The organism is Synechococcus sp. A18-25c, assembly GCF_014280035.1.
In the GTDB taxonomy this organism is placed as follows: domain Bacteria; phylum Cyanobacteriota; class Cyanobacteriia; order PCC-6307; family Cyanobiaceae; genus Synechococcus_C.
Genome location: NZ_CP047957.1, coordinates 1,966,662 through 1,977,937, shown reverse-complemented (window position 1 = coordinate 1,977,937; position 11,276 = coordinate 1,966,662). Strand labels below are relative to the sequence as shown.

Annotated in this window: 10 protein-coding genes, 1 tRNA gene and 1 other RNA gene; 5 read left to right on the top strand and 7 right to left on the bottom strand. The window is 61.4% G+C overall.

The window, feature by feature from the left end:
- Position 1: 1 nt before the first annotated feature.
- Positions 2-98, top strand: an RNA gene (gene ffs, locus SynA1825c_RS10935) — signal recognition particle sRNA small type.
- A 65-nt stretch (positions 99-163) separates the two neighbouring features.
- Here ffs and ftsZ read toward each other — a convergent pair.
- From ftsZ to glsA, 6 genes are all read right to left on the bottom strand, one after another.
- Positions 164-1,324, bottom strand: coding sequence for a cell division protein FtsZ (gene ftsZ, locus SynA1825c_RS10930; protein WP_186469316.1), 1,161 nt, complete (start codon positions 1,322-1,324; stop codon positions 164-166).
- A 72-nt stretch (positions 1,325-1,396) separates the two neighbouring features.
- Positions 1,397-2,251 (bottom strand): cell division protein FtsQ/DivIB, encoded by an 855-nt coding sequence (locus SynA1825c_RS10925; protein ID WP_186469315.1) that lies wholly within the window; start codon positions 2,249-2,251, stop codon positions 1,397-1,399.
- Positions 2,251-2,661, bottom strand: coding sequence for a hypothetical protein (locus SynA1825c_RS10920; protein WP_186469314.1), 411 nt, complete (start codon positions 2,659-2,661; stop codon positions 2,251-2,253). Before SynA1825c_RS10920 ends, SynA1825c_RS10925 begins: the two co-directional genes overlap by 1 nt.
- Before the next feature lie 25 nt (positions 2,662-2,686).
- Positions 2,687-3,748 carry a D-alanine--D-alanine ligase family protein gene (locus SynA1825c_RS10915; protein WP_186469313.1) on the bottom strand — a complete coding sequence of 354 codons (1,062 nt, stop codon included), beginning with the start codon at positions 3,746-3,748 and terminating at the stop codon, positions 2,687-2,689.
- Positions 3,749-3,786: 38 nt separating this feature from the next.
- Positions 3,787-5,190 carry a tRNA (N6-isopentenyl adenosine(37)-C2)-methylthiotransferase MiaB gene (gene miaB / locus SynA1825c_RS10910; RefSeq protein WP_186469312.1) on the bottom strand — a complete coding sequence of 468 codons (1,404 nt, stop codon included), beginning with the start codon at positions 5,188-5,190 and terminating at the stop codon, positions 3,787-3,789.
- Between the two features lie 32 nt (positions 5,191-5,222).
- Complete coding sequence (gene glsA / locus SynA1825c_RS10905; protein WP_255478370.1) at positions 5,223-7,013, bottom strand: glutaminase A; 1,791 nt, start codon at positions 7,011-7,013, stop codon at positions 5,223-5,225.
- Between the two features lie 172 nt (positions 7,014-7,185).
- Between glsA and SynA1825c_RS10900 the strand changes: the two genes are divergently transcribed.
- Positions 7,186-8,274, top strand: coding sequence for an enolase C-terminal domain-like protein (locus SynA1825c_RS10900; protein ID WP_186469310.1), 1,089 nt, complete (start codon positions 7,186-7,188; stop codon positions 8,272-8,274).
- Positions 8,268-9,329, top strand: coding sequence for a DUF1611 domain-containing protein (locus SynA1825c_RS10895; protein WP_186469309.1), 1,062 nt, complete (start codon positions 8,268-8,270; stop codon positions 9,327-9,329). The genes SynA1825c_RS10900 and SynA1825c_RS10895 overlap by 7 nt, the downstream gene beginning before the upstream one ends.
- 22 nt (positions 9,330-9,351) lie before the next feature.
- On the opposite strand, the gene SynA1825c_RS10890 is transcribed toward SynA1825c_RS10895, so the two are convergent.
- Positions 9,352-9,424 (bottom strand) — tRNA-His (locus tag SynA1825c_RS10890).
- Between the two features lie 44 nt (positions 9,425-9,468).
- Here SynA1825c_RS10890 and SynA1825c_RS10885 point away from each other — a divergent pair.
- Both SynA1825c_RS10885 and SynA1825c_RS10880 read left to right on the top strand, forming a co-directional pair.
- Positions 9,469-9,897, top strand: coding sequence for a DUF4359 domain-containing protein (locus SynA1825c_RS10885; RefSeq protein WP_186469308.1), 429 nt, complete (start codon positions 9,469-9,471; stop codon positions 9,895-9,897).
- 5 nt (positions 9,898-9,902) lie between these two features.
- Positions 9,903-11,150 carry an amidohydrolase family protein gene (locus tag SynA1825c_RS10880; protein WP_255478369.1) on the top strand — a complete coding sequence of 416 codons (1,248 nt, stop codon included), beginning with the start codon at positions 9,903-9,905 and terminating at the stop codon, positions 11,148-11,150.
- The last annotated feature ends 126 nt before the right edge of the window (positions 11,151-11,276 follow it).

Sequence of the window (11,276 nt, the reverse complement as noted above, 5' to 3'; positions counted from 1 at the left end):
CGACTCGGACCCATGCGGTTCGGACGCCCAAACCTGGTCAGAACCGGAAGGCAGCAGCCACACGGGATGCTCAGGACAGGCCTGGACTCCGGGTCACCACATTCAAACTCTGGACCCCACGCGTGGTGGGTTCAGAGCCTGATTCGTTTGATTTGGGTCGCGATCACTTGATCGGATCGGCGTCATTCCTTTGCTGACGCTGCCGCAGAAATTCGGGAATGCGAGCGCCGGAATCTTGCGAATCGGCTGCGGCGAACGACGATGCCGCTGAACGGGCAACGCTGCGATCTGTGCGATAGGGCTGACCGTTCTCGAACCCGGTGGCGATCACCGTTACGTGAATCTCACCTTCGAGGCTCTCATCCACCACCGCGCCAACAATGATGTTGGCTTCAGGATCGACCACGTCGTAGATCACTTCCGAGGCGGTGGTCATGTCCTCGAGGGTCATGTCTCGGCCGCCACTGATGTTGATCACACATCCCTTGGCGCCATCGATGCGGGCTGCCTCCAGCAAGGGACTGTTGATTGCGGTCTGAGCCGCTTCGATGGCACGGGAGCGGCCTGATCCCACACCGATGCCGAGAAGGGCTGTGCCGGCTTCGGTCATCACCGAGCGCACATCGGCGAAGTCAACATTCACCAGGCCAGGGCAGGTGATGATGTCGGTGATGCCTTTCACACCCATCCGCAGGACATCGTCCGCGCTGCGGAAGGCTTCCTGCAGAGGGGCGCTGCCGATGGCATCGCGGAGTCGATCGTTGGGGATCACGATCAGCGTGTCCACGTGCTCGGCCAGTCGGGCAATGCCTTCATCGGCCTGACGCATGCGCCGGCGTCCTTCGAATCCAAAGGGCTTTGTGACGATGCCGACGGTGAGCGCACCGCTTTCCTTGGCGACTTCGGCCACCACTGGTGCTGCTCCGGTGCCGGTGCCGCCACCCATGCCGGCTGCGATAAACACCAGGTCTGCGCCCTGGAGCGCCTGTTGAAGATCAGCACGGGACTCTTCCGCAGCTTTCTGACCGATGCTGGGATTGCCGCCGGCACCCAGGCCGCGGGTCAAGGTCTGGCCGAGCTGGACGCGGTTCTGCGCTGATGACTGCAACAGAGCCTGAGCATCCGTGTTGAGCACCCGGTAGGCCACGCCCTCCAGGTCGCTCTGGATCATTCGGTTCACGGCATTGCTGCCACCACCGCCAACACCGATCACCTCGATTCGGGCTGACTGGCTGGGACTGATCCCCGCTGATTCAGGAGAAGAGGACATCTGACCGCTCACCATCTCCATCGTCGGCTTTGAACCATTCAGGTGCGTGTGCATTATGTCCCTGCGGATGACAATCGCCGAGTTCAAAACACACTCGTTGCTGATTCTGAAATCTGCAACCGGGGGTCAGGGTTTGCTCGTTTTCGCTTCCTCTGCTGCCTTGGGTTCCGGTTTCAGTTGCAGTTCCGGCTTCGAGGGATCCGAAAGATCAATGGCATTACTGGTCTGACCGCGCAGGTTGTCCGGCAGGCTGCTGGACAGCAGAGCGATGGTATTCAGCTGCCGGTCCAGCAGCTGTTGATTGGAACCGAGCTTGATCAGGCCCAGCGCTTTGGTGCGCAGGCTGATGTCCCCATCGGGGGCGATCTGGATCAACAGCAGGGGACTGCCCAGCTGATCTTGACGCTCCAGCACAGACGCGATGACAGCGCGTCGACTCGGAATCCAACCCTCGACGCGAACCGCCGTGGCAGGCGCTTCCCCCTGGCGCGCCACCGTGAGCGGCATCCAGTTGCCCTCTCGATCCACCATGCCTTGCTCCCTGCCGCGAGCGCCGGTTCGGCTGGCGGCGGCAATCGGGCGCCGGTCTTCAAGGGCAATGTCAAGGCCCGGAGGCAGCAGGCGACGTTGCACGGAGACCGATTGAACGGGGAGTTCCGCCATCAGCCGCTGTTCCAACCGTGCGGGTTCGAGCGTGATCAGTGGGCGTGGGAAGCGCAAACCGGCGGCCTGGACGACCGCATCAGTGCCCAAGCGGGCGCTCCCCTGAACGGAGATCTGCTTCGGTGATCGCAAACTCCAGCCGGCACCAACCAATAGCCATGCCAGTGCCGCAGCGCTGCCACTGAACACCGTGATCCTCCAGATCTGAATCAGCCGGTCGCGTCGTCGTTCCTGGCGAAGCCGGCGGCGACGCTCCACGCCAGGAGGCATAGGACCTGTGCTTCGGGGCTCACGCGTTCCTGGCTTGGTTCGCGCCATCACAGATCGCAGCGAGCCTTCATCATTAATTGATTCATCCAGCCTCGAGCCCGGTCCGCATCGGAGAAAGGAACATCCATCTGCTGGTTTTCGCCGATCAAGCGCAGTCGGCATTGCCCTTGGGATTCATCCGCCAGTGGGGCTTCGCCGGAGGCGAGCGACATCAGCTCCACCACCTCCAAGCTGTTGATGACGAAGCGCCCTTCCTCTTTGAAACTGCCTGCGTGGAAACTGCTCCAGCACAATTCCCCATCCTTGAGTTTGGCGGCGCCACAGCCGTCGAGCTTGGCCAGTTCTGCGGAGTCGCTCCACACCCGGAAGAGGTTCTGGCGCCGACGTTCCAGCCAGCCCAGAGCGGCCAGCATCACGAACGCCAGCAGCAGCGGGATCCAGAGCAAGCCATGCATCATTGCGGCGGCACCAGCGGCGGTCGGCTCATTCTCGCGCTGACTCCACCAGCTCCGCCACCAGCTGTGGCAAACCAATGCCAGAGGCTTCCCACAACGTGGGGTACATGCTCTGAGAGGTGAACCCAGGAAGGGTGTTGATCTCATTGAGCCAGATGTGGCCCTCCTCTTCGTCGTAGAACACATCAACCCGGGCTTGGCCGTAGGCATGGACCGCCCGGCAGGCACGGATGGCCATGGCCTGAATGTGTTGCGTCACCGAGGCTGGCAGTGGCGCTGGGATCAGCGTGTGGCTGAGCCCTTCGGTGTATTTCGTCTCGTAGTCGTACCAGTCGGAGTCGAAGCGCACTTCACCCACCACCGATGATTTGAGCGTGCTGCGGCCAAGCACGGCACATTCAAGCTCCCGTGCATTCACGCCTTGCTCGACCACCACACGGGGATCGAGCCTTGCAGCCTGATGCAGGCCTTCCAGCAGTTCATCGCGGTTGCGCACTTTGCTGATGCCGACGGATGAACCGAGATTGGCGGGCTTTACGAAGCAGGGGTAGCCCAGGTCGTTCTCCAGGCGGTTCAGTAGCCGCTCTAAAAGCTCGGGATCCTGCAATTCGGAAGCATTCAGTCCCAGGTAAGGAACCTGGGGAATTCCAGCCGCGGCAAAGGCGGCTTTCATCGCCAGTTTGTCCATGCCAACGGCGGAACCCAGAACGCCGGATCCGACAAACGGCTGTTGCATCAGGGTGAAGAGGCCCTGCACCGTGCCGTCTTCACCGTTGGGCCCATGCAACACCGGATACCAGACGTCGATGCTGTTGGCATCCACAGGAATCTGGCGCAGCCCAGGAGCGGGAAGTGGTTCGGGGAGTTCCTCGGCCGCAAGCGCTCGCCCTTGGTCCAGCACCTGTTGGGCCACGGATTCAGGCCACCAACGACCCTCGCGGTCGATGTAGATGGGGATCACCTGGAACCGCTCTTGATGGATCGGGTCGGACAGGCCCCGGATCACGGTTGTTGCCGATCGGATCGACACGTCATGTTCACCGGATGCCCCTCCGAACACCACGCCAACGCGGAGAAGGGAAGTCGGCATGGTCTGGCCGTTGACTCAACAAGCGAACCTGAAAGGTATCAGCTGTGCATGGGAGTGCCACTGAGGGAGAAGGAGCGCACGGCATCGATGTGCACGTTCACCAGATCACCGGCCTGGTAACGCTGGCCGTCAGCTCCGGTTGCACTGAAAAAGGTGAGTCGGTTGGTGCGGGTCCGTCCCATGAGCTGGGTGGGGTCCTTCGGGTTGATGCCTTCCGCCAGCACTTCCTCGGTGCGGCCCTGGTAGCGGGCATTCGCCTTGCGGGCGCACTGCTCCACCAGGGCGTTGATCTCCTTCAGCCGAGCCACCTTCACCTCTTCCGGTAGTTGGTTGTTCCAGTTCGCTGCTGGTGTGTTGGGGCGAGGGGAGTACGCAGCCGTGTTCACCTGATCGAAGCCAATCGCCTCGATCAGATCCAGGGTGCGTCGGTATTGCGCGTCGGTTTCACCTGGGAAGGCCACGATCACATCGGCGCTCAATGCCGCATTGGGCATCCGTTCGCGGATGTAATCGATGATCCGTCGATAACGTTCTACCGTGTAGCCCCGAGCCATGGCCTGCAGCACGTCGTTGTCGCCGCTCTGGAAGGGGATGTGGAAGTGCTCGCACAACTTCGGGAGCTCGGCGCAGGCATCAATCAAGCGATTGGTGAAATAGCGCGGGTGGCTCGTGGCAAAACGGATGCGTTCAAGCCCCTCCACGTCATGCACGTGATGGAGCAGATCGGTGAGCGTGTGCTGCCGGCGTCCTTCCGGGGTGATGCCCGGCAGATCTCGCCCGTAGGCATCGATGTTCTGCCCTAGCAAGGTGATTTCCTTGTAGCCCTGGGCCGCAAGTCCTTCCATCTCCAGCTTGATGGCCTCTGGAAGTCGTGACTGCTCCTTGCCTCGGACCGAGGGCACGACGCAGTAGGTGCAGCGCTCGTTGCAGCCGTAAATCACGTTCACCCAGCCGCAGATGCTGCTGTCGCGCCGGGCGGTGGTGATGTCTTCAAGGATGTGGTGCTCTTCGGTGGCGACCACCTGCTGGCCGCTGTCCACCTGTTCCAGCAGGGTCTCCAGTCGGTTGGCATGCTGCGGCCCCATCACCAGATCCAGCTCTGGCACTCGCCTGAGGAGGGATTCGCCCTCTTGCTGAGCCACACAGCCGGCCACCACCAGGGTGAGATTCGGGTTCGTCCGTTTGCGTTGCGCTTGACGGCCCAGATAGCTGTAGACCTTCTGCTCGGCGTTGTCGCGAATCGTGCAGGTGTTGTACAGCACCAGATCGGCATCCAGTTCGGCGCTCGCCTCCCGGTAGCCCATGGATTGCAGAATCCCCGCCATCCGCTCGGAATCCGCCTTGTTCATCTGGCAGCCGAAGGTGGTGATCCAGTAGCTGCCTCGGTTGGAGGGAGATGATGCGGCTCCAGCCAGTGGTTTCGTTAACGATGAAACTGTCATGATGCCAGTCTCGGACATTGGCCCGCCCAAGGTCATCGCTGCTCCAGAAGGCTGAGCTGTTGATTGGCGCGATCCACCTTGCGTGCTACGTCGCGGTGGAGGGCCAAGAGCATGTCGATCGCAACTTCCGGCTCCTCGTGCTGAAGTTGCTCGAAGGTGTCGCGGTGGAGCACAAGGCAGGTGCTGTCCTCATCAGCCACGAGGTCGGCGGTGCGGGGCAGGTTGTTGAGAAAGGCAATTTCACCGATGCACACACCTGAGCTGAATGTGGCGAAGCGGATCCGTTTGCTTGCTTTCGAACTGTTGATTCCTGCACTGATAAGGCCCGTCTCCACTAAAAAGAGTTCCGATCCTGCATCACCTTTGCGGCACAGCAGATCGTTGCGGCTGTAATGGCGTCGCTCCAGGAGCTCCATCAAACGAGACCTGGTTTGCTCGCCGAGGTCTGCCAACAAGGTGATGGAGTTGTTGGGGAGTCGTTCGCCACCCTGTGTGGAGTGCAGCTGCTCTAGGAGGCGGTTCTCGACCGTTTCCAGTGCCCTATCGAGGCTTTCGAACCAGCCCTCGGCTTCGCTTTCCTTCGTTGGCCAGAAATTTTTGAGGTGTTCGCCTCGACATGCCAGGCAATAAATGCCTTGCTTTTGCAGGTTGCTGAGGGCATCGCGAAGTAATCGGATACTGACTTTCGGTAACGCCAACACTTGGGCCAGGTCGAGCACGACGAACGACTCATTCGTCGTGCTGCCTTCGAGGTGGGCCAGCAGTTCTTCTACGGCTGCAAAGTCAAGAACCCCTTGAACCTGCATCACCTTGATCTTCTCGCCGTGCTCTTTCAGGAGATCTAAATCGACTTTGCTTCTCCAGCGCCGCGAATAGCGCTTTTGGCCATTGGTGGAGGAACGAATGACCGTTCCAGCGCGATTGGGCTGGTTAAAGAGGTGCAGTTCGAGTCGTTTCGACAGCTCCTCACAAACAGCGATGCCTCGGCAGGAGTTGCCGTAGGTATCCAGGGGCGGTGAGTAGACAGCAATGCCAAGGCGCCCAGGCACGACGGCCATCACGCCACCGCCGACACCACTCTTCGCAGGCATGCCCACGTTGTAGAGCCACTGGCCTGTGTAGTCGTACATGCCGCAGCTGCCCATCACCGCGAGGACATCGGTGTTGCACATGGCATCAAGACCCACCACGTTCGTGATGGGATTTCGCCCTTGACAGGCAAGAGTGGCCGCCATAACAGCAAGATCGCGGCAGCTCACCGACACTGCACACTGTCGGAAATACAGCTCCAGCGCTTGCTCTGGTGAAGATGTGATCACATCGGAGTTGCGCAGCAGGTACCCGATTGCCCGGTTGCGGTGTCCGGTGTCTCGCTCGGAGCGGAATACGTCTTCGTCAACAGAAAGGCGGTTACCAGCCATATCGGAGAGGAAATCCAGTAGGAGCGATTCCGCTCGTTCGGGATCGTGGGCCCAGATCAGGGCAGTGGTGGCAATGGCGCCGGCATTAATCATCGGGTTGCGGGGAATCCCCGTGACCGGATGAAGGCTGATGGCGTTGAAGGCATCTCCCGAAGGCTCAACTCCCACCTTCGCGAGCATGTGTTCTGAGGAGAGGAGCTTCAGGGCTAGCCCAAACGCAAATGGTTTGGAGATCGACTGAATCGTGAAGTCCTTCGCTGTATCTCCTACTTCGTAAAGGCGACCATCGGTGGTGGCGATGACGATGCCGAAATCGTCGGGATTGGCCTTGGCTAATTCAGGGATGTAGTCAGCTGGCCGACCGTCGCGAAGATCTCTGAAGCGTGCATGAACATCCTCCATGATTTGCTGAATTGCCGAGGAGTTCACCACGCGGTTTCCCATGGATGTGGGGGATGCTTAAAAGGAAGTTGATTGATCTCACTGCTGGAAAAGCGGCTGGTCTGTCTCTTCCGTAACTGATTTGCTGGTTGCATCATTCGCATGCCAGCTTGAGGATTGGTGCAAGCCCGCCATGGCTTGGAGACTGCGTCGGTTTCCGCTCACCAAAGCGGTCCCTTTGGCCATCAGCCGGGGCGCCACCGCAGCGGTTGAACGACTGGAGCTGCGCCTCGACCATGACGGCGTCATCGGTCGGGGTGAAACAGGTGGCCTCGACACCGGCCACCGCACTTACCAGCTGGCGGGCATCGAAGCGGAGCTTCAGGCCTTGTTGCCCAGGCTCAATGCGCTCAACCCTCGCGATCGCCATGGCTTTGATGCCTGCTTGCGCGGCTTGTCGCCGCCTGCATGCTGTGCGGTGGATCTGGCCCTCTGGGACTGGTGGGGCAAGTCGTTGCAGCAACCGATCTGGCGGCTCTGTGCCCTGGATGGATCGGTGGCCGTCGCCACCAGCGTCACGTTGGGGCTGGCACCGGTTGAGGCGGTGCTGCAGCGCCTCCAGCGCTGGTGGGACCAAGTGCCTGCCACCCGCATCAAGTTGAAGCTCGGCAGTCCAGATGGGCTGGATCACGATCGCGCTCTGCTGGTCGCTGTTGCCCAGTCGCTGGAGAGCCGGCGGCAGTCAACCGGTGGGGCTGTGGAGCTTCAGGTCGATGCCAACGGTGGTTGGACGTTGGATCAAGCGAAAGCCATGGTCACTGATCTGATGCGTGCCGATGTGGTGCTGCTTGAGCAGCCGTTGGCTGCCCAACGGGACCCTGAACGTGATGCCGCGGGTTTTGCGGCCCTGCAACCGCATTGCCCCATGCCGCTGGTGGCCGATGAAAGCTGTTGGTCGCTTGAGGATTTGCTGCGCCTCGCGCCCCATGTCGATGGAGTCAATCTCAAGCTGCTGAAAACAGGAGGTTTGTCGGAAGCCTTGCTGATGGCCCGCGTGGCCCAGCGGCTCAAGCTCGATCTGATGGTGGGCTGTTATTCCGACAGTTCGCTGCTGAATGGAGCAGCGGCCCAGTTGCTGCCGTTCATTCGCTGGCCTGATCTCGACAGCCATCTGAATCTCGTTGATGATCCCTACTCGGGCCTTCAGCTCGATGAGGATCGGCTCAGGGTTCCCGCCGCCCCTGGGCTCGGCATTGATCTTCACGAGGGACGGGGATGCTGAAGGCGCAGGATCCCGTGGTGTTGCTTCAGCACGGTGGACTCGACAGCCTCACCGGCAAAACGGGGTTGGCGATGCTGCGGTACCGGCAGGGACCGATTGTGGCGGTCATCGACCCCGCCCATGCCGGCGAACGGCTTCAAGACGTCACCGGCATTGCCCGGTCCGTGCCAGTGGTGGCGGACTTGGCTGCTGCGCTGCCCTATGGCCCCCGCGTTGCGGTGGTGGGTTTGGCTCCCTCCGGTGGGGTGCTTCCAGAGGCGATGCGTGCGGATGTGCTGGCCGCCCTTGAGGCCGGCTTGTCCCTCGCGAGTGGTCTTCACACCCGGCTAGACGATGACCCAGTGCTGCATGCAGCGGTGCAGCCTGGACGTTGGATCTGGGATCTGCGCCGGGAACCCGCGGTTCTTCAGGTGGCGCAAGCGCGCGCTGCCGATCTGCCCTGCAAGCGCGTACTGGCCGTTGGTTCGGACATGGCCGTCGGCAAGATGAGTGCCTGTTTGGCTGTGCATGAGGCGGCGCTTCGTGCCGGCGTGCCCTCAGCCTTTGTCGGCACCGGTCAGGCTGGGATCCTGATCAGTGGGACGGGCGTTCCTTTGGATGCGGTGCGCGTGGATTACGCCGCTGGGGCGGTTGAAGCTGCGGTGACGGCTGCCGCGTCGACGCTGCCTGACACCGGGCTGGTGCTCGTGGAAGGGCAAGGGTCCCTCTGCCATCCAGGCTCCACGGCCACCCTGCCGTTGCTTCGAGGCAGCCAGCCGACGGCCTTGTTGATGGTGCATCGGGCGCAGCAGACGCGCATCGAACGGGTCCCGCAGATTCCCTTGCCACCGCTGCAGGAGCTGATTGCGCTCTGTGAGTCCTTGGCTGCGATCGGCCGTCCAGTCGGCGGTGAACCCCCACCGAAAGTGCGGGCGCTGGCCCTGAACACCGCGCGTTTGGACGAATCCGAGGCCACTGTCCTCAGTCAACAGCTCAGTGATCAACTCGGATTGGTCTGCAGAGATCCGATCCGTCATGGAGCGGATGGTCTACTGGAAGCCTTGATGACCCCATGACCCCAAGGTGATGAGGTGAAAGGGCGAGCGAGGGGATTCGAACCCCCGAATAGCGGCGCCACAAGCCGCTGCCTTAACCACTTGGCGACGCCCGCCGCGTCGGTAAGAATCTACCAATTCATCTTCACTGGCCAAGCGCATGTCTTCGCCTCGCAGGCGCTGGCCTTCCGCAACTCTCGTTGCATCAGCGCTGCTGCTGGCCGGAAGTGGTGCTGCGCTTGCCCTCTCCAACCCGAGCCGATCGGACTACAGCGCTTTTGCCGGCCGTCAGTTGGTCAGCCTGGCCACCGAAGAAATCTGCCAGAGGCAAGTGCTGCCCTTGGTGCTTCAGCTGTGGATCAGTGATTGTCCGCGTCTGATCGCTGATCAACAAACAGTCTTGGCAACTCTGGCCGATCAATTCACCCGACGTTGGAATCTCGGACTGGCCAGTGTTTATGTGACTGAGGTTGGCGGTCAGGATCTTCTCCCCAGCCTGCGCCTTCCGAGCTATCGCGTCACCACTCTGGGCATTGCCGGTCAGTTTCTGATGCTGAATGCCTACTCCAAGGATGGCGATCGCGAATGAGTTCAATGCTGCAGACATCTCGCTCCGGTGCACTGAAGGCTCGCTGCCCCCGGTTGCTTCTTGAGACCGCCCTCGGGAACTCCGTTGATGTGCCGACAGCCGCGGGATCAGATGGCCTGATTCCCGTCTCGATCCGTTGGCGAGAAGGGGTGATCGATGCGGTCGATCCTGTGCCGGAAGCCGAGGGCCTGGTGCTGCCGCGGCTGGTGGAGCCCCATGCTCACCTGGATAAAGCCTTTTCCTGGAAGGACCATCCCAACCCCGACGGCACGTTTGCGGCGGCTTTAGCGGCCAACTACCGAGAGCATCAGACGCGCACCCTCCAACAGGTGCAGGCCCGCGGCGAGCGTGCGCTTCAGTTGGCGTGGCGTCATGGTCTGAGAGCCATTCGTAGCCATATCGACAGTGTCGGGCCCGGTGCTGCCTGCAGTTGGGAGGCGCTCACCGCCCTGCGCCAGCAATGGCTTGATCGTCTGGAGCTGCAACTCGTGGCACTTGTGCCGGTGGAGCATTGGTCGACCCGCGATGGTGAGCAGCTGGCGGCCACGGTTGCTGCGGCCGGTGGTGCCCTCGGTGGTTTTATCCAGCCTCCTTGTCGAGGTCGACAAGAACGACGTGGCCTGCGACGGCTGCTGGAGCTGGCGAATCAGCTTGGGTGCCCTGTCGATCTTCATATCGATGAGGCCTCCTCACATCCGGCTGCAGGAATGCGTCAGCTTCTGCGGGTGATGGAAAGCATGGAGGTGTCGGTCCCGGTGACCTGTAGCCATGCCAGCAGCCTGGCGCTTCTGCGTGATGGCCCTCTGCGGCATCTGAGCGATCGGATGGCGCGTCAGCAGCTGCAGGTGGTCGCCCTGCCGCTCACCAATGGCTGGCTGCTCGGTCGCCAAGGCGACAACACCCCTCTGCGTCGACCGTTGGCACCGATCCGACAGCTGCAGACTGCTGGTTTGCGTGTGGCGGTCGGTGGCGACAACGTTCAGGATCCCTGGTTCCCCGGTGGGCAGCTTGATCCGTTGGCGTTGATGGCCATGAGCCTGCCCCTCGCGCAGCTCGCTCCCTGGGATCACCATGGTTTGAAGCCCTTCACGACCGATGCGGCTCAGCTGATGGGACTCGCTTGGGATGGCGTGCTGCGCATCGGTGCTCCAGCGGATCTGATCCATCTCCAGCAAGGGGGCTGGCCGGAATTGCTGGCCATTCCCAGCGCGCGGGGTGTGCTGGCTGGGGGAGAGTGGGTTCAGGGACCGTAGGTTCAGGGACCGTAGGTTCAGGGACAGTGGGTTAAACAGCAGTGGATTAAACAACAGTGGGTTGAAGATCAGCCGGTTTCAGATTCAATCGACCGTGCGTGAGGGGGGAGCCTGATGCTGACCAAT